General features: G+C 55.7%; 19 protein-coding genes. 10 read left to right on the top strand and 9 right to left on the bottom strand.

Annotated features, from left to right (window positions below):
• The first annotated feature begins 34 nt into the window (after positions 1-34).
• The 4 genes from K7H09_RS11705 to aroQ all read left to right on the top strand — a co-directional run bounded on the left by K7H09_RS11705 (position 35) and on the right by aroQ (position 4,879).
• Positions 35-1,864 (top strand): GAF domain-containing protein, encoded by a 1,830-nt coding sequence (locus K7H09_RS11705; protein WP_230804726.1) that lies wholly within the window; start codon positions 35-37, stop codon positions 1,862-1,864.
• A gap of 136 nt (positions 1,865-2,000) precedes the next feature.
• Positions 2,001-2,927, top strand: coding sequence for an HD-GYP domain-containing protein (locus K7H09_RS11700; protein WP_230804725.1), 927 nt, complete (start codon positions 2,001-2,003; stop codon positions 2,925-2,927).
• A gap of 297 nt (positions 2,928-3,224) precedes the next feature.
• Positions 3,225-4,148 carry an AraC family transcriptional regulator gene (locus K7H09_RS11695; RefSeq protein WP_230804724.1) on the top strand — a complete coding sequence of 308 codons (924 nt, stop codon included), beginning with the start codon at positions 3,225-3,227 and terminating at the stop codon, positions 4,146-4,148.
• A 110-nt stretch (positions 4,149-4,258) separates the two neighbouring features.
• Complete coding sequence (aroQ, locus tag K7H09_RS11690) at positions 4,259-4,879, top strand: gamma subclass chorismate mutase AroQ (RefSeq protein WP_227404459.1); 621 nt, start codon at positions 4,259-4,261, stop codon at positions 4,877-4,879.
• A 71-nt stretch (positions 4,880-4,950) separates the two neighbouring features.
• Here the strand turns inward: aroQ and K7H09_RS11685 are convergent, their stop codons facing one another.
• The gene (locus K7H09_RS11685; RefSeq protein ID WP_230804722.1) at positions 4,951-5,790 is read right to left on the bottom strand and encodes an SDR family oxidoreductase; all 840 of its coding nucleotides are present in this window, start codon (positions 5,788-5,790) and stop codon (positions 4,951-4,953) included.
• 109 nt (positions 5,791-5,899) lie between these two features.
• Here K7H09_RS11685 and K7H09_RS11680 point away from each other — a divergent pair, with 109 nt between their 5' ends.
• Entirely contained in the window at positions 5,900-6,793 is an 894-nt protein-coding gene (locus tag K7H09_RS11680; protein WP_230804712.1) for a LysR family transcriptional regulator, read from the top strand.
• Between the two features lie 6 nt (positions 6,794-6,799).
• Here K7H09_RS11680 and K7H09_RS11675 read toward each other — a convergent pair whose 3' ends face one another.
• The gene (locus K7H09_RS11675; RefSeq protein ID WP_230804710.1) at positions 6,800-7,393 is read right to left on the bottom strand and encodes a TetR/AcrR family transcriptional regulator; all 594 of its coding nucleotides are present in this window, start codon (positions 7,391-7,393) and stop codon (positions 6,800-6,802) included.
• Between the two features lie 88 nt (positions 7,394-7,481).
• Between K7H09_RS11675 and K7H09_RS11670 the strand changes: the two genes are divergently transcribed.
• Entirely contained in the window at positions 7,482-8,486 is a 1,005-nt protein-coding gene (locus tag K7H09_RS11670; RefSeq protein ID WP_230804708.1) for an NAD(P)-dependent oxidoreductase, read from the top strand.
• A 1-nt stretch (position 8,487) separates the two neighbouring features.
• Complete coding sequence (locus K7H09_RS11665; RefSeq protein WP_230804706.1) at positions 8,488-8,709, top strand: hypothetical protein; 222 nt, start codon at positions 8,488-8,490, stop codon at positions 8,707-8,709.
• 57 nt (positions 8,710-8,766) lie between these two features.
• Here the strand turns inward: K7H09_RS11665 and K7H09_RS11660 are convergent, their stop codons facing one another.
• The 4 genes from K7H09_RS11660 to K7H09_RS11645 all read right to left on the bottom strand — a co-directional run bounded on the left by K7H09_RS11660 (position 8,767) and on the right by K7H09_RS11645 (position 12,013).
• On the bottom strand, positions 8,767-9,915 hold the full coding sequence (locus tag K7H09_RS11660; protein WP_230804704.1) for an MFS transporter: 1,149 nt from the start codon (positions 9,913-9,915) through the stop codon (positions 8,767-8,769).
• Positions 9,912-10,439: a TetR/AcrR family transcriptional regulator gene (locus tag K7H09_RS11655; protein ID WP_089705670.1), complete on the bottom strand. Its 528-nt coding sequence runs from the start codon at positions 10,437-10,439 to the stop codon at positions 9,912-9,914. Before K7H09_RS11655 ends, K7H09_RS11660 begins: the two co-directional genes overlap by 4 nt.
• 67 nt (positions 10,440-10,506) lie before the next feature.
• Complete coding sequence (locus tag K7H09_RS11650) at positions 10,507-11,250, bottom strand: SDR family oxidoreductase (protein WP_230804702.1); 744 nt, start codon at positions 11,248-11,250, stop codon at positions 10,507-10,509.
• A 370-nt stretch (positions 11,251-11,620) separates the two neighbouring features.
• Positions 11,621-12,013: a RidA family protein gene (locus K7H09_RS11645; RefSeq protein ID WP_230804700.1), complete on the bottom strand. Its 393-nt coding sequence runs from the start codon at positions 12,011-12,013 to the stop codon at positions 11,621-11,623.
• Positions 12,014-12,152: 139 nt separating this feature from the next.
• Between K7H09_RS11645 and K7H09_RS11640 the strand changes: the two genes are divergently transcribed.
• Positions 12,153-13,091 carry a LysR family transcriptional regulator gene (locus tag K7H09_RS11640; protein ID WP_230804698.1) on the top strand — a complete coding sequence of 313 codons (939 nt, stop codon included), beginning with the start codon at positions 12,153-12,155 and terminating at the stop codon, positions 13,089-13,091.
• Between the two features lie 44 nt (positions 13,092-13,135).
• On the opposite strand, the gene K7H09_RS11635 is transcribed toward K7H09_RS11640, so the two are convergent.
• From K7H09_RS11635 to K7H09_RS11625, 3 genes are read right to left on the bottom strand one after another with little or no spacing between them, the layout of a single operon-like run.
• The gene (locus tag K7H09_RS11635) at positions 13,136-15,211 is read right to left on the bottom strand and encodes an FUSC family protein (protein WP_230804696.1); all 2,076 of its coding nucleotides are present in this window, start codon (positions 15,209-15,211) and stop codon (positions 13,136-13,138) included.
• A 3-nt stretch (positions 15,212-15,214) separates the two neighbouring features.
• Positions 15,215-16,099, bottom strand: coding sequence for an efflux RND transporter periplasmic adaptor subunit (locus K7H09_RS11630; RefSeq protein ID WP_230804693.1), 885 nt, complete (start codon positions 16,097-16,099; stop codon positions 15,215-15,217).
• 23 nt (positions 16,100-16,122) lie between these two features.
• On the bottom strand, positions 16,123-16,341 hold the full coding sequence (locus K7H09_RS11625; protein WP_230804691.1) for a DUF1656 domain-containing protein: 219 nt from the start codon (positions 16,339-16,341) through the stop codon (positions 16,123-16,125).
• A gap of 265 nt (positions 16,342-16,606) precedes the next feature.
• Between K7H09_RS11625 and K7H09_RS11620 the strand changes: the two genes are divergently transcribed.
• Positions 16,607-17,056 (top strand): Rrf2 family transcriptional regulator, encoded by a 450-nt coding sequence (locus tag K7H09_RS11620; RefSeq protein ID WP_027957229.1) that lies wholly within the window; start codon positions 16,607-16,609, stop codon positions 17,054-17,056.
• A gap of 147 nt (positions 17,057-17,203) precedes the next feature.
• On the top strand, positions 17,204-18,100 hold the full coding sequence (locus K7H09_RS11615) for an NAD(P)/FAD-dependent oxidoreductase (protein ID WP_138799686.1): 897 nt from the start codon (positions 17,204-17,206) through the stop codon (positions 18,098-18,100).
• The last annotated feature ends 43 nt before the right edge of the window (positions 18,101-18,143 follow it).

Raw genomic sequence — 18,143 nt, 5'->3', positions numbered from 1 at the left:
TCTAATGTCATACCGAAAACCAAAGAAGTTTCTGGTGTCTGTCCAAACGTTGCTTATTTCCACCAGTGTTATCATGGTGCTCGCCATTGGCGGAACAATCTTGACGCTTGGCTACAAAGGTGCGAACGATGCTCTGACCGTTGCTCTGGAAGAGCAGTTTGAAACGCTGGGTGTAATGTTACGTGAGCGCGCTCGACGCTTGGTCGACCCGGTGCAGTCGCAACTCGCCATGCTGGTGCACGATCAAGTAACGATTGCTTCGGATCTGTCAACACGTCTGTCCCGGCTGCCAGTATTGTCGTCAGTGCTTGATAGCAATCCGACACTTCAAAATCTGTATGTTGGCTATCCTAATGGCGAGTTCTTATTGATCAGAAAAATCGAGAACGACGAGCAACGCGTTCAATTCGGGCTCGACGATACCGCCATTTATATTGTTCAAACACAAACGCTCGATAACGACGGCACGATGGTAGGCGAGTACCGATTTTATGATGCCGATCTGCACCTGCAAGACGTGCAGCTAAAGCCAGACTATATCTATGATCCCAGTGATCGTCCCTGGTATCTGGCGAGCGAAGGCGCTAACCGGCCAGTGACAAGCGAGCCTTATGTCTTTTACAGTACTGGAGCAATCGGCATTACGTTGTCGCAACGCTCGGCCAGTGCGGCATCTGTGATCGGTTTTGATGTTACGTTAGGTCAACTTGCCACTGAAGTGCAAAATCTTCGTTTAACACCGGGCAGTGAGGTGGCGATCGTTGAAGAGGATGGCACGCTGATAGCTTATCCGGATCTTTCGCAGGTCGTGCGACGTACCGCCTCAGGAGAGGTGGTACGGCAGCATATTGAAAGTCTGACATCTCCCGTATTGAGCGCGGTCGCTCAGCAGTACGGCTTGTCGGGTGGCTATCAGCATGGCATGGTGACGGCCGCCGAGAGTCAGTGGATCGTATCAAGCAAGCCATTGGATATTGGCATGGGTAAGAACGTTCGCTTACTCTTTGCTGTGCCCACGAAGCAGCTATTTGCGGCGACGCGTGACATTATCCGCGATCAGGGCATTATGATATTGCTGCTCCTATTACTCTGTATTTTCATTACCCTGCTAATTATTCGTCAAATTACTCTGCCCTTGAGACAGCTCTCTAAAGATGTTCATGAACTGGCAGCGTTTGAGTTCGCTAATCCCATCAAAGTGAATACCCGCGTCCGCGAAGCGGTGGCGCTGGCAGAAACGATTGATCGGTTGCGTTTAACCATCTCACGCTTTTTGGATATTAACCGAGCTATTGCCGCAGAAGAGGATTTCAATACGCTGCTCATCAAAATTCTTGATGAAATAATTGCTACTACTGAGACGCAAGCGGGCATTCTCTACCTCACCGATGAAGATGGCCAAGCATTGGTTCCTTTTGTGTCCCGACGTGCTAAGGGAGAGTCGCTAGAGGTAGCATCTATGGTGGTGCCGCTGTCATTTCAGGAGGCCCTGGTAGTGCGCTCTGCTAGGTATGAGCGTTCTGAAAACGTAATAGCATCGAATCAAGAGCTAGAGCGCATGGGGCTCGAAGACCTAATCAATATACTTGCTGAGCCGCCAGCCGAGCTTCTAGCTACTCCTCTATTTAACCGCTCGAATGAGCTGGTGGGCGTTATCCTGTTGGTCGAAGACGGGACCATAGACCCGGCGCTGGTGCGTTTTACAGAGGCTCTTTCGGGATTAGCGGCGGTATCGGTGGAGGCTCGTCGACTGATTGCCGCACAGCGAGAGCTTTTTGAGAGTTTTATTCAACTGATTGCCGGCGCGATCGATGCGAAAAGCCCTTATACCGGCGCCCACTGCGCGCGGACCGGAGCTTACTAAATCTCTTGCACAGGCGGCTTGTGAAGCTTCTGACGGGCCCTACAAAGATTTCAGTCTTACCCGCGATGAGTGGGAAGCCCTACACGTAGCGGCCTGGCTTCACGACTGTGGAAAGATTACGACGCCGGAATTCGTCATGGATAAAGCCACTAAACTCGAGACCATCTACGACCGTATTCATGAAGTTCGTATGCGTGTAGAAGTCATGAAGCGCGAAGCGGAAATTAACCGCTTAAGGGAGATGCTTCGCGCAGCAGGAGCGGCCATCGATGAGGGAGCACTTGCCGAGGAACTCACCGCGTTGGACGATGATTTCGCCTTTATCGCACAGCTTAATCAGGGTGGCGATTTTCTGGATGAGGAAAAACTTGAACGATTGCAGCGTATTGCCCAACGACGTTGGACGCGCACCCTGGATGACCGTCTTGGCGTTTCTCAGGCCGAACTTGAGAGAAAAGGTAGGGTGGCTGACGTGTCGCTACCCGTAGAAGAGGTCCTGCTAGCCGATAAGCCGGAGCATCTTTTCCCTCGCTCCGAGGCGGATCAATTGCCTGCTGATAATCGCTGGGGCTTTAAAATGGCGGTGCCGGAACTTCTTTATCATAGAGGCGAGTTACACAACTTGGCGATTGCTCGTGGCACCCTGACGGACGAAGACCGCTACAAGATAAATGAGCACATCGTTCAAACCATTAAAATGCTAGAAAATCTGCCGTTTCCTAGACACTTGCAGAGTGTTCCTGAACTTGCCGGTGGACACCACGAGAAAATGGACGGCACCGGCTATCCCAAGGGCCTCACCCGGAATGAAATGCCGCCAGTTGCCCGCATGATGGCCGTGGCCGATATTTTTGAGGCCTTAACTGCCGCCGACCGCCCCTATAAACAAGGAAAAACGCTCTCAGAAGCCATCAAAATCATGTCCTTTATGGTCAAGGATCAGCATATTGACGATGATATTTTTCAACTCTTTCTACAATCTGGTATCTACCGAACCTACGCTCAATGTTATATGCGCCCAGAACAGATTGACGAGGTGGATATTGAGCAATATTTAGGATGATGAGCCGCTTGCTGAAAAGTTTGAGCCTCACATCTATAGCTTAACATAGCGTTTGATTTCCCCAGTGAAGAGGGTGGCTGACGGAAAGTGAGAAGTACACTGCCACCTCTTTGATACCAGCATAGTGTGCCTACCGAAATAGCTCGGGTTTTCTCTATATTAGTGCCGCAGGCCCAGGCACTTGGAGCTTAGATGCTTCGCGAACGCAAAGTTGGATGGGGTGAGACCGAAGTTTGAAACCATCCCCTCATGCCATCCCTTCATGATAAGTTCCAGCTAAAATGCGTGAGGAAACCTATGAACTCGCTCAAACAGGCTGTCCGGTCTTATACCAGCCGCTACGCCGACAACCGTGGTATGTCGCTAACCCCGATCTCAGGGTTACGTATGATGTGCCTCAAGGCGCCGTCTGGAGACCTGCATTCGGTTTACAGGCCGCTGATATGCCTGGTTCTGCAGGGTGCGAAGCGCTTGATAGTGGGGGATGAAGAACAGGTTTTTTCTAGCGGGCAGTCCGTCCTCGTTAGTGCTGACATGCCGGTCACCGGACGGGTCGTGCAGGCAAGCCAGAGCGAGCCCTATCTGGCGATCGCTGTCGAACTGGAGGTGGCGCTGTTGCGGGAGCTCACCGCTCATATCGATACCCCCCGCCCGCAGCGCACTTCGGAGATGCCTACGCTATTCGCCGTCGACACCGAAGCTGCACTGCTCGATTGCGCATCAAGGCTGATGCGCCTGTTGGATCGCCCAGAAGCGGCGCCGCTCTTGAGCCCAGGAATCATGCGGGAGCTGCACTACTGGCTCCTGTCTGGGCCTCACAGCGATGCTTTGCGGGCGCTGGCAGACCCGGACAGCCATGCGAGCCGTCTTGCCGCCGCCATTGCGATCCTCAGAGACGAGTATCAGTCGCGTGTGCCCGTTGAGCGACTTGCGTCAGAAGCGGGAATGAGTAGCACCTCGTTTCATAAGCACTTTAAACACATGACGTCGCTCACGCCGGGGCAGTACCAGAAGCGACTTCGCCTGATTGAAGCGCGCCGCTTGATGCTCAATGAAGGATTCTCAGCGAGCAGCGCTGCTTTTGAAGTGGGCTACGAGAGCGTGCCCCAATTTACCCGAGAATATGGGCGGCTGTTTCAGAAACCACCGAAACAGGACGCTCTGCTAGCTCGGAGATCTATCGAACATAGGGTATCGCCGTTAACGGTTAGCACAGCGTGACCTTTGCATCCCATTGAATGTGTAAGCGTGTTGACCGCTATGCCTTTTGCTAAACTTTGGCGCGTCGCAAACAGAAAAATTGAATTCACTCTAACTAGCTATGGACGGTCATGATGGACACTTCAAGAACGATCTCTCTTGCTTCCCTGCGTGTCATGTTGTGCGCCATTCTCCTGGTGGCGCTGGCGCTCGGTGTTGGATATCAGGCCCGTGCCGCCGAGCCTTCCAATGACGTCAGACAGACGGTGGATCAGCTGCTTCGGTTGGTTGATGAGCGGCTTGCTATTGCACCCGATGTTGCAAAGGCTAAATGGAACTCTGGTGCTCCTATTGATGCTCCCGCACGAGAAGCGCAAATTCTAGAGAGGGTCGTGGCTGAAGCCACGCGGGCGGGTATCAATGAGGCCTTTGCCCAGACGTTTTTCAAACATCAGTTTGAGGCAAGCAAGGTTATCCAGCACCGGCTCCATGAACAATGGAGGCAAACAGAGCAGCCTCCTTTTGAATCCCCACCAGACCTTGCCGAAGATATTCGCCCCCAACTTGACCAATTGACACCACAACTGATGGCTTCACTTCGCGACTTCGAGCGTGTTGCTGAAAGCGAAGGAGTTAAACAATATCTTGAAAATAATGCCGAAACCTTGGTGGATGACGGTGTAGGAGGTGTCGCCCGGGAAGAGGCATTACGCCCACTTTACGAAGCCACCGACACTGCAGGCGTGCAATAGGCTCAGCGTTGGCAAGAAAGGGGCGCGTATCTACTTTTGATTCGGCTTGGTTGGATCCTACGGAGAAACGCCTATCGACGTGTTTCCTCCCTGTCCGCGGATAGAGCTACCTCCTTATACGCTTCGAGCGACTCAAGGCGCTCTTTAAGCGCATTGCTAATGGAGTCATAGGCAGTGCTGCCTAACGTAATACGCAGTGGTGGGGTCGGCATATCCGTTATGTTAATGATGGCATCAACGGTATTGCCTGCATCGCCTTTAATGGCCAAGTCACCTGACGCCAGGGCCCTACGCAGCTCGCCTGCTGGGGTATCTTCATAGATCGGCGTCGTGGGTGTGCGATCCAGCCCTTCAGCAAAGTGGGTCGCAGTGGGCCCCGGCTCGGCGATAATGAAATCAATACCAAAAGGCGAGACTTCCTTCGCGACGGATTCGACGAACCCCTCGATGCCCCACTTCGTGGCGTGATAAAGGCTGAAGCTTGGATAGGCGATCTGGCCGCCCTCCGACGATACCTGAACGATGCGGCCGCCCCCTTGTTCGCGTAAATGTGGTAGTACGGCGCGAAGGAACTGGATGGAGCCTGTGAGGTTAGTCGCGATTTGCCGCTCAATCTGTTCATCACTGGCCTCTTCGGCAGCGCCAAAGAGACCATACCCCGCATTGCTGACGACGACATCGACTCGCCCGAACGTCGTGAACGCTTGCGAAACGGCATCTCTCATCGTTGGTGTATCCGTCACGTCGAAGGTAAGTATCTGCAAGCGATCACCATGCAAGGAGAGCAAGTCGTCCAGAGACCCCTTGCGGCGTAGCGTTGCTATAACGCGATCGCCGCGTTCCAGTAGCCGTTCAGTAAGTAGTCGGCCGAGGCCGGTGGATGTGCCTGTGATAAGCCAAGTTTTAGCCATGAGATTTCTCCTAAGTCATTCATCAAGTGTTGCAAGACAAAGGTTAGGGCAGTAACACTAGTAAGAGAATACTCATCAATTGGCACGAGGAGGTGAAAGTAATTCACCAATGGGCAAGCCAACGTTAACCGACTTGAAGGCGTTTCAGGCCGTGGCAGAACACTGCAGTTTTCGCCGAGCAGCCGACCTGATGGGAGTCAGCCGCTCTTCCCTCAGCCACACCGTGCGTACGCTGGAACAACGGCTGGGTACCCGGCTGCTGCACCGAACCACACGTAGCGTCTCACTGACCGAGAGTGGCGAGCAGTTGCTCTTGCGGCTGAGCCCGCTATTGAGTGACTTGGAAGCGATCCTGGAGGATGCTTCCAGCGCCGAAGGCAAGATCACGGGACGGCTGCGTATCAATGGCAGCGAAGGGGCCGTGCGGCTGTTGCTGCAAACCGTAGTACCGCGTTTTCTTGCCCTTCATGATGGCGTTGAGCTTGATCTCGTGGCAGAGGGGCGACTTGTCGATATTGTCGGGCAGGGGTTTGATGCGGGCGTAAGACTCAGAGAGGCGGTTCCTCAGGATATGGTCGCCATCCCCGTGGGGCATGAACTGCGTTTTCTTGCCGTTGCCTCCCCTGACTACCTGCACGGCCGAACGGCACCAAAGACGCCGGATGATCTGGCCTCTCACCAATGCATACGGCAAAGGCTGCCGAGCGGTAAACTCTACCGCTGGGAGTTTCAGCAGCATGGCCAGGATGTGGCGGTAGATGTGCCAGGAGCGCTGACCTTGGACAGTAGCCAACTGATGGTGGAAGCGGCCGCCGATGGTTTAGGCATCGCCTACGTGCCAGAGTCATATGCACTCGCCTATTTAAGGGATGGAAGGCTGGGCACCGTGCTCGAGGAGTGGTGCCCCCGCATCCCTGGGCTGTGTCTTTACTACCCCAATAACCGTCATGTACCGCCCAGCCTGCGGGCTTTTATCGATCTGCTGCGAGAGTTGCGAGCTTAGTCTCTATTAGCGCAACCCACTTTGAATAAGCGCAGCGAACGTCTGGGCCGCTTCAGCTTCGCTGCATTTGCCGCGAACCATGGCTGACGAAAGGGCCTCGCCTGCGCCGATCAGTCCAATGCAGCGTTGTTTTAACGTTTCTAGCGGTAAAGCACTGTGTGGCTTGAGTACAGCGGCGAATAGCTGAACATACCCGTCGAGCAGTTCCTGGTACACGGCTTCCTTTTCCTCACTACCTGCCAATGCGGCTCCCACTGCGTGCCATTCACCGCTGGTGTCGGCATAGCAATGGATGTAGGTGCTTGCCAGCACGTCAGCTGTTTCTGCAAAGCTTCTCTCACCGGTAGTCAACGCGGCGCGGAGCGCGTTTGCCTGCTCTGCGTCGATTGATCTGTAGAGTTCAATCAAAAGCGTTGACCGTGTACCGAAATGCTCGTAAGCGACAGGCTTGGAGATGCCGGCTCGCTTGGCCAAATGCCCCAACGTCAAGCTATCAGCACCTTCTTCACGAACAATCGTGATCGCCGTGTCGAGCAACTGGTGCCGACGCTCTGCCTTGGAAAGTCTACGTGTTTTTGTTTCGCCTGATTTGCCTTGCATAACGAGGTTCTCTGTATTGATTTTTGTTGAAGCCTACCATTAGTAGGTGTAACCTACTAATGGTAGGTTAATGCTGAGGAGTGTAATCATGCTGCAGGATTCTATTTTGCTTATAGGCGGTTATGGCATTGTCGGTCGGTGGACGTCGCACTTTCTGCGCTCTGCTTACCCAGATGTACCGTTACTGATTGGCGGACGCAACCTTGCCAAGGCCCAGGAGTGGGCGGCCGAATTAGGCAATGCGCAGGGCTTGGAAGTTGATTTTTCCACTTCTGATCTTGGGCTGGGGGATCACAACATCAGTGCTGTTGCTACGCTTTTTATGGATGACCGGGTCTCCGCACTTCGTTTTGCTCAATCACGCTGTGTGCCGCATATTAGCATTTCACCGGGTATCTTTGAGTTAGGCCCCGAAGTCGCCGCCTATATGCACAACCCAAGTGCTGCTCCTGTGGTTCTCGGTACCGAGTGGCTGGTGGGGGCTACCACCGTGCCTACACTCGAATTTTCCAAGACGTTCAGCCGTGTCCATAAACTTGTTATTGGTGCACTGCTGGATGAGCAAGATGATTTTGGACCGGCCGCAGAAGTAGATCTTGAGCGGCAAACGAAAGCGATGCCCGTCGCGCTTGCCCGCCGTGACGGCGCCTATTACTGGCGCAGAGATGCTGATGCCATGGCCCGTTTCCGTGCCGTGGATGGCACAGAAATGGAAGCGTCTGCGCTATCGCCGAATGATGTTGTCGGCTTGGCGACTGTACTCGATACACCCAATGTGCAATTCAACCTCGCAATTGGAGAGAGCTCCAGCCGCCGTCGCGGCGAGCCGATATCGACCGAGATTATTATCGAACTTGAGGGTGAGGATCATTACGGTCAAGCGTTGCGTACTCGCCATGCCATCGTTCATCCGCAAGGGCAGATGCCTCTGACAGGGCTCGGTGTGGCCCTGGTGCTTGAGAAGCTCACCGGATTGGATGGTAACCCGGCGACGCCACCTGGCCTCTACTTTCCCTACCAGCTGCTAGAAGCTTCTTCCTATTTTGACCGCTTGAAGCAAGCCGGTGGAAGCGTCATGACGCTGGAGGGCTAGCATGGTGACCCGGAGGGTTTGTCGGGTAGTCGGCAACGACAACGAGTTCTCGGTCATTTTCCAGTGTCGCCAGGGCAACTTGATAGCTGTCTTCGATATGACGGGTGCCCATCATCTTTCTGGCAGTGTAGCTGATGCAGACTGCCACGGCGCTGCCTGGTGCCGCTCCTATGTCGTTATGGCTGTTTCAACGTGTAGTGTCAGGAGCGGTAACGCTGCCTAGTTATTGTCTATGTATGGCCACTAACCCCGCTATCAGGCGACTTACCTCTTGTGCTAACTAGATGGTTTTTGGGGCAGGCCTGGGTATGGCGCTGCCGGCCCTTGCCAGCCCCGCGGTCAAGGCAAGGCATGCGAAGCCCAGCACGGCATAGTCGGGGGTCAGCCGATCCACCAAAAAGCCAAAGAGTGGGGCGCCAGCCGTCTGGCCGATCGCGATGGTCAGGAAGCCGATCATCAGGCCTGTGGCGGGCCGGTCGGGCAATGCCGTGACGCCCCATACCAGATAGACACCTGTCACCATGATGTAAGCCGCGCCGAACAGCATGCCGCCGACAATTGCCAGTAGGGGAGTGGTGGCGCTGGTACCAACCAAAATAATGCCTGCTGCCAATACGCCCAGAAAGAGCCAATGCACCCGGTCGATCCCGAAGCGCGTCACTAACGTGCCTGCGCCGGCACCCACAATACCGGCGGTGCCGATAGCGATCCAAAGCAGCCCGGCTCCTGTATTGTCCCAGCTAAGCTGCAGCGCGACGAGTTTGCCGCCAAAAGACCAAATAGCGGTGCTGGACGCGCCCATCAGAAAAGCAGCGGCGATCAAGCGCATAATAACGCTGTTAAAGGGGGGCAAGCCGCCCGAGACCTGGGTCGCCTTGGTGCCGCCTGGTACGCTGAGCGCGGCAACTACCGCCATCACAAAAGCGGCCACGGCAAAACAAGCGAAAGCCAGCCGCCATTGACCTCCCATCAGTAACGCGACCGGCCCTGAAAGCACCACACCGGCACTCGTTCCGGCATTAATGATCGTGTTGGTGGCACTTTGCCGATCACGTCGCACGGCAGTGGCCACCGCTGCCGCCATGGGCGGCGATGCTAGCCCCGTACTTGAGCCTGCCAGCATGACCGCGCTGGCGAGCAATAGTGGGGAGGGCGCCGTGGCGATGCCTGCCATGCCGACTGCCGCGACCAGTGCCGCGCCAATGGCGACGGCGCGGGCGCCGATGCGTTCGGTTAGGTACGCTGACAAAATGATGGCGAGACAGTAGCCCAGAAAAGCCCCGCCCGATATGAAGCCACTCAAGGTGGGCGTGAGAGCAAGGTCGGTATCGATCTGGGGCAGAAAGAGCCCGAAGGCGAAGCGCGCAAAGCCATAGCACACCGCAATCAGGCCAAAGCCCGCCGCCCCGAGGTATACGCTGGGTCTCATGAGCGTGCCTGCTTGAGCAGTGCTGATGCGGCTTTGTGTGCCGAGACTACCGCCTTCGGGCCACGGTAAATCGCGGCCGCGGTGGCGCCTTCGTACAGGATAAGGATCTGCTCGGCGAGTTCCGGCATCGCCTGGCCATCGGTTTCTATCGCGACAATGTCCTGGATCTTGTCATAAAGCCTTGCCTTGTGAGCCAGCACGGCCTCAGTGATTGCCGGTATGTCTCCGCCGGTTTCGCCGTAGGCACGCAGAAAAAGGCATCCTCTTGCGCTCTCGCTCCTTATCCATTCTTCCAGCGCGTCGAAGAGTGCATCAACGCTGCCCACTTCGATGTGTGGCTGGAACCGTCGATGGCGCTCTTTAAGCACCTCCGTTATCAGCGCCGTTTTACTACCCGCATGCTTGTAGAGCGTTCGGCTCGACATGCCAGCCGCCTTGGTTAGCTTGTCCATCCCGGTAGCGGTAAAACCGTGCCGGTCGAAAAGCTGCTCTGCTGCCGAAATAAGCTTTGTTTTGGTATCCATGTGAGCAGTGTAAAACGATCACTTTACATGATCAATTGTTACCTACTCGTGATGAAATACAAAGAACTCACATCTTGTTGAGCATCTCCACCACTTCATCGAAGTGGCCGTCGCGCTCCGCCCAGCGCAGGAAGTTGACGTTTTCCACGAGAATTTCCTTGGGTGTGGGGTTTTGTTGGAACAGCGTCATGACTTCGTCGATAAAGTCATCGAGCGGCATATAGCCTTCGCGAGTCGACTGGCCGGGTGTCAGTTCCGTCTGCACGGCGGGGGGCGCCAGCTCAATGAGCTCGACCTTGCCCTTGAGTTGTTCGCGGAGCGAAATCGTATAGGAGTGAATGGCCGCCTTGGTGGCGTTGTAGGTGGGCGTGCCGCTTAACGGCACAAACGCCAACCCGGAGGATACGTTCACGATCGTCGCGTCTGGCTGGCTTACCAAGTGATCGGTCAGTGCGTTGGTCAGCCGGATAGGCCCTAGCAGATTGGTGACGACCGTCTGTTCGGCATCAATGAGGTCATGGGTACTGGTCAAGTCCTCGCGGCGCATGATGCCCGCATTGTTGATCAGCACGTTGAGGTTGGGGTGCTCCGCGACGACGCGCTTCGCAAAGGCGGCGATGTCTTCTGAATCCTCGACATCAATGACCATCGCGTGCATGTTCTGCTGACCGGCAATGGTTTCCTCCAGCGTTTCCATGCGCCGTCCAGCGACGATGACGGTGTTGCCCAGCGCGTTAAAGCGTAGAGCAAGCTCACGGCCAATGCCGGAGCCACCGCCGGTGATGAGAATGGTGTTTCCTGATGTTTTCACTGTTATACACTCCGCCTATCATTAGGATTCAATGCCATCAATATCGATAGTCGCGCTGCTCGAACCGCTTCGTTGGTGAGGCCCCTGAACGGCTGCGCTTACCTTTACTTTTTAACAATTCCACGGCGGCAGGGCTTGCCAACCCTTGCGCAAAACTTGCCTGATCCTGCAGGGGCGGGTGAATACCTTCAGCATCTTGCTAACGTTGAGTTGAAAGGCGGGAGAAAATCAGACGAATCCACTCAAATAGGCCACCCGGACGTATGCCAAGCGCAGCTAAACAGGCTGCGCTGTCAGAAAACTATCGAGGCAGCCAGTAACCATGCAGCGATGTCCCTGCGAATAGGCGCTTGTGCCACATGGCACTTGATTACCCAGCTAGTCTGGCAATGACCTTGATTTCAAAATCGAAACCCGCCAGCCAAGTGACGCCGACCGCCGTCCAGTTTGGGTAGGGTTTTTCTGGAAACGCGCGCGCCTTGGCTTCCAACCAGATAGGGAATTGAGCCTCCGGGTCAGTATGAAAGCTCGTCACATCGACGATATCGTCAAAGCTTGCGCCCGCTGCTTCCAGTACTCTCTGTAGGTTGTCGAAAGCAAGCTGCACCTGAGCAGCAAAATCTGGCTCGGGCGAGCCGTCTTCACGACTGCCCACTTGGCCCGAGACAAACAGAAAATCGCCCGAGCGAACGGCGGCGGAATAGGTATTCTGGTCATAAAGTGCCTGGCGGCCCGAGGGGAAAACAGCGTCACGCTTAGCCATGTGAATCTCCTTCAGTAGGTCAAAACCGACCCGTTGTTTACGATGAAGTCACTTTAGACCTCCATTTTTGGTGGATAAACGGCGAATTCTGTTCAACATTGTTTGTAGTTTTCAAACAATCACAAGGACTGGTATAGCCATGGATCGCTTTAACGCCATGCAGGCATTTGCCCGAGTAGTGGAAACGGGCAGCTTTACCAAAGCAGCTGAAACACTGCACATGAGCAAAACCAGCGTGACCCAACTGGTGCAACAATTAGAGGCAAGGCTGAGGGTAAAGCTGCTCAACCGCACCACGCGTAAGGTTAACGTCACGGCTGACGGTGCTGCCTATTACGAGCGCGTTATAAAGCTATTAGCCGATATGGATGATGCTGAAACGAGCCTGTCCAACGCATCGGTGTTGCCTCGCGGCCGACTAAGGGTGGACGTGCCCAGCCCGTTCGCGCGGATGATCTTGATACCAGCGTTGCCTGCTTTCCACGCTCAATACCCCGATATTCAAATCGATATGGGGGCGAGTGATCGCATGGTGGATCTGATAGGTGAAAGCGTGGATTGTGTGGTGCGTGGCGGAGAACTCACGGATTTATCGTTAGTGGCGCGCCGCGTAGGCGACCTGAAGATCGGTATTTACGCAGCGCCGAGCTATCTGGAAAGTGCTGGTTTGCCTTCGCACCCGCAAGAACTCTCAGCTCCCCCTCACTACATTGTAGGGCTCCGATGGGCTCGTGCCGGGGTGGGTTCTCCCTACGCCATGTACCGCAGCGGAGAGCGGGTCACTGTACAAGGGCGCTATGTGATTTCGGTTGATGACGGTAATGCTGGTCTTGCGGCAGGCATCGCGGGGCTCGGCGTAGTGTGGCTTCCTGACTACATGGCCAGTGAGCACGTATCTAGCGGGGAGCTGGTTCGCCTATTTGATGGCTGGCATCTCGACCCAATGCCGATGTACGTCGCTTTCCCACCGAATCGGCACGTAAGCGCCAAGCTACGCGTGTTTATCGATTGGATCGTAGAGTTGATGGCTCAGCATGCGCCCATGGTGGATCGACGGGAGCAACCGCGATACAAGTAGCTAGCTCACTCGCGCTTTACTCAGGTAATTCTATGAGAGGACACTTATTTTTTTAGCACGGGAGTGCTCGTGGTTTTAGGCATAGACTTAATCTGTGGCCGCTCCGCCATGATGCGCGCAAGGCGCTCTAGGGCCAGTTCGAGCCGTTCGATCAAACCCTCCAGCAGTACGCGGCGGTCGGCGGGGACATCGCCGTAAGCCTTTATCGCCTCATCCAGCTGTTTACCTGCTTCACGAATCCCTTGGGGTGGCCGCCCGTTGGCGCTCTCTTCAAACCCGCCAGCTAGCGTGCCTAGTAGGTGGCGATGCGCCTCGCGGATGCGCGGGTGAGGTGCATCATCAAGCCGATCACGCAGGCGTAGGGTAGCGGTGCCAACATCCAGCCCCGTCAAACCAAGAATAAACAGGTGGCGCTGGTCTTCAGGCAGCATGTCGTCATGCTGCGCCAGTTGCAGAAGCCGATCCGCCATGTGGCCGCTGAAGCGGGTTTCGGCGTCGCGAATCGAGCGCTGGCTTAGCTCATGGATATCGGTGGAAATCGCCTTGATTAAACGCCGTCGCCGAAGTCGGGTGCCTAGCCCCGGCAACAGGCGAAAGCCCATGACCACACAGCTTAGCCCAATCACTACGGCCACCACCCGGTTGGCAAAACTATCGAACGAGAAATCCATGCCGTTTCCGGGCATGGTGAGCAGAATATTGAAAATGGTAAATGCCAGGCAGTAACCCATGGTCGCCGGGTTAGTGGCGCCCAGCAGGCCTAAAAACAGCGGCGTGCCAAACAGCATGGCCAGCATCGGGAAGCCATTGGCCTGGGAGAGCAACACATGGCCGAACAGAAAAGCGCTGGGAATCGCCGCCAGCATACCCTTATAAAACATCATGGTGATGGTAAGGGGATTATCGCGGCTGGCGAAAAAAGCTGAAAATAGCGTGCCCAGCATCATCGCGATCATGGCGCTCTGCCAGGCGGTGACGATCCAGAAAGTTGCCAGTAGCGAAAATACTAGCCCTGAGCGAATGGCGTTAATACCGGCGGCGAGGTGATCGCGGTGCCAGGCCAGTGGCGATGAGCGCAGTTTATGGCTCTCCGGTGAGGCAATCGCTTCCCGGGCATCAAGCATGATCATGGCGTGGCCGATCGATTCACGTAGCCCCAACCGCAGACGCCGATCAAGAGGGGCTAAGCTGGCCTCTTCCTCACTTTCATGAACCCGGTGGCGTAGCGACTGGAGGGCTTTTCTGGCCTCAACGACCCCCTTGACGTGTTCAGCATCGCGAAAGCCTTTTGCGACCTCGCCCGCGAGTTCGATACTTTGTGGGGCGAGCCGGTCAGCGTGGTCGTGCATCAGTTGGTGCAGCGCTTGCAGGTTGGCGAAAAAGCGCAGCGTGCGGCGGGTTAGCACGTGGGTTGCGCGCACTCGGCCGGGGCCTACTGGGCCTTCAAAGCGGGCGGCCTGGCTGTCGGTTTCCAGCAGTGTTAATGGCACGAGGCTGCTGCGCAGGGCTTTCTGCATCGCCGGAATATCGTCGCTGGCTTCTAAGCGCAGGGCGGCATGCTCGAAGGCTTCGTTGATCACGCTGTCGGCCTGAGTGGCCAGGTGGGTGCCCACATGGGATGGCCAGAGCAGCGAGCTGACCAGCATGGCGCAGATGGCGCCCAGCCCGAGCTCGGTAAGGCGCGCCACGGCGATATCGAAGATCCCGGCGGGCGAACTGCCGCTGGAGATAACCACGATCAGCATGGCCGTTACGGAGGCCATCAGGCAGCCGTAAGTGTAGTTATTACGCCACAGCGAGCCCACGTAGGTGCACAGCATAATCCAAGCGGTCAGCACGATAAGCGCAGGTACGCGGGCCTGGGCAAATAGGGCCATGATCACGATGCCTGCCACGGCACCAATAAAGGTGCCGACAAGCTGGCAGATGCCTTTCTCGACCACCATGCCACTCATGGGGCGGATCTGTAGAAACGCCGCCGACATCAGCGCCCAGTAGGGGCGCTCCAAGTCGAACATCAACGCGATATAGAGAGCGAGCATCATTGCCAGAGTGGTCTTGATGGCAAACTTGACCGCCGTGGCGTTGGGCGTCAGATAGGTGCTAACAAACGGCGACATGGGTTACTCAGACTGATCGGCAGCGTTTTTAGCAGGGCGGACACGCACGGTTGCCGTCATGCCGACGCTTAGCAGAGTGTCATCAGGGACGTCTTCCAGTGAAATGCGCACCGGAATACGCTGAGCCAGGCGCACCCAGCTAAAGGTGGGCTCCACTTGCGGTAGCAACTGCTGGTTAAGGGTTGTGTTGCTATCGGCAATGCCTCGGCCAATACCCGCCACTCGGCCCTCCAGATGGGTGTCGCCGTTCATCAGAATCACATCCACCGGATCGCCCATGTCGATCGACGTCATTTTGGTCTCTTCGAAATAACCCACGACATAGAAGGAGTTATCCGCGATCAGCGCCATCACCGGCGTGCCGCGATTAGCGTAAGTGCCAGCGGTAAGATGGACATTGAGGATATGGCCGCTTACCGGCGCGGTTATTTGGGTGCGCGCTAAATCAAGCTGGGCGCTGGCCAGCTCTGCCTGGGCCTGCTGTAAATCGGCAGCGGCAATGCGCGAGTTGATCTGGGCAATCTGCTGGTTTTCTGCGCTAATCGCTCGATTGTTACTCAACTGGTTACGTCGACCCTCCTCGGCGCGGCTTAGCTCCAGGGTCGCCTGGCGATGGTCAACCGTGGCCTGGGCGCTGTCCACCGCCGCTTGGTAACGCGTGTTATCGATCTCAAACAGCGTATCGCCTTGGGCAACCTGATCGGTGTCCACTACTTCAAGTGTGCGTACCCAGCCGGAGACATCGGGGGCAATCGTCACCACTTCCGCATGAACCCGAGCGTCGCGAGTCCAGGGGGTATAGAGGTAGTAGTGCCATAGCCATGCGCCGGCGGCAACGGCAATGGCGACAATAACGAGGGTGAGCAAAATACGGAGCGAAGGGCGCATCGGCGATTCTCTCAAGGGCTGTCTTAAGGGCTTTGAAGCAAAACAGTAAAAATGAACGTGGTGGCAGCGGTGAGGATGACAAACAATGAAATGTCGAACCACGCCTCGTACCAGAGCGCGTACTCGCCGACCACCCAGTGCAGTAGTGAACGAATGGTCAGCGTAGCCACAAAGCCGATCAGCGCGTAGATCAACAGAGGGCTTAAGTAGATGCCACCGACAGCGATTTCTTGAAGACCCATAACATCCTTAAGTGGCCTGGAAGTAACGACAATGGGAGGCGCTAAATGGGGCTAATGACGTGCCAGACATTAATCCCCTGCCAGTGAAAGTGACTCAGCACCAGTATAGAGAGCGAGAGCATAGTTTGCCTTATAACGGCGAACGAGGTGTAGGTGCGTGTGCGGTGGCCTTGGTTGGGTTCATTCCCAGCCTTATTCGCGGGTGTGCTAAAGTGCAGCTTCGTCGTTTTCCTTTGTTGATCCGCTGAATAGTTGACTGTTGCCCGTGAGAACAGATAGCCGCCTCTCTCGTATGCTGCATGTGCTGCTGCACATCGCGCGGGAATCCCAACCGATTACTTCAGAGCAGATTGGTGCCATGCTGGGCACCAACGCTGCCGTGGTACGGCGCACTATGGCAGGCCTTCGGAAAGCGGGCTATGTAAAGTCTGAGAAGGGCCACAACGGTGGCTGGCGCATCGCCTGTGATTTGCACAGCGTAACGCTGCTGGATATACACAACGCTGTAGGCGGGCCGCGCATTTTCGCCATCGGCACCGACCGTGATAACCCGGACTGCGCGGTAGAGCAGGTGGTTAATGCGGCGCTTTTTGATGCCATGCGCGAAGCAGAAGCGCTACTGATCGACCGCTTGGGAGCGGTCACGCTGGCGGAACTAGCCACTCAGTTTGACGATATTGCGACGCGCAAAGGCTACCAGCTGCCGACGCCTTAATCTTCACCACCAACCCGATTAGCGTTAATCGGCATTCTCAACATTGCCATTGACCTCTGTGCGCTTTGTAATGTATCAATAAAAGATACATGAAGTGAGTTTATTCACCATGGGCTTAAAAGACTGGGAGTACACGGAGGAAGGGCAATGAGTTTTGATGCAGTGATTATCGGTGGCAGCTACGCAGGCATGGCGGCAGGGCTACAGCTAGCCCGAGCAAGGCGGAAAATATTACTGATAGATGCGGGACAACCCCGTAACCGTTTTGCTTCTCACTCCCATGGTTTTTTAACCCAGGATGGTGCACCACCCGCAGAGATAGCAGCAGAGGCCCGTAGCCAACTGATGGAGTACCCAACGGTTGAGTGGCGCACGGGGCGGGTGGAGGCAGTAACGGGGACGGCTGATAATTTCTTGGTGGCGCTGGCCGATGGAAGCACCTATCAGGCACGGCGCATTATTCTGGCCGCGGGTGTTACCGATGAGCTTCCAGGCTTACCGGGGCTCGCCGAGCTGTGGGGTAAACGCGTTTTCCACTGCCCGTACTGCCACGGCTATGAGCTGGGCAAAGAGGGTATCGGTGTGCTGGCAACCTCAGAACTCGCGATGCACCATGGTTTGATGCTGCCCGACTGGGGCGCAACCATGCTGTTTGTTAACGATGCCTTTGAACCCACTGCTGAGCAACTGGCTCAGCTTAAGGCGCGCGGTACTCATATCGAATATGGCGCAGCGGCACGGCTAGTCTCCCAAACGGAGGTTGGCGTTGAGCTGGTAATGCAGGATGGGCGGGTGTTTCCATTGGTGGGCTTATTTGTCGCGCCGCGCATTCACCTTAGCCCGTTAGCAGCTCAATTGGGATGCGAGCTAGAGGAGTCTCCCATGGGCTGCATTGTTAAAACCGATGCAATGCAGGCCACTTCAATCCCCGGTGTTTTCGCCTGCGGTGATGTGGCCCGCGCCGCAGGGTCGGTCACCTTTGCCGTGGCTGATGGCGCCATGGCCGGGCTTTCTACACACCGGTCGCTGATGTTTGGGTGTTAAGCAAAAGACTGATCTATGCAGAGCCGCCAAGGGGCATGAAGAG

Source organism: Halomonas sp. IOP_14, assembly GCF_021021315.1.
Classification (GTDB): domain Bacteria; phylum Pseudomonadota; class Gammaproteobacteria; order Pseudomonadales; family Halomonadaceae; genus Vreelandella; species Vreelandella titanicae.
The sequence above is the reverse complement of the archived record's forward strand: the minus strand, read 5'-3'. Positions and strand labels throughout refer to the sequence as shown.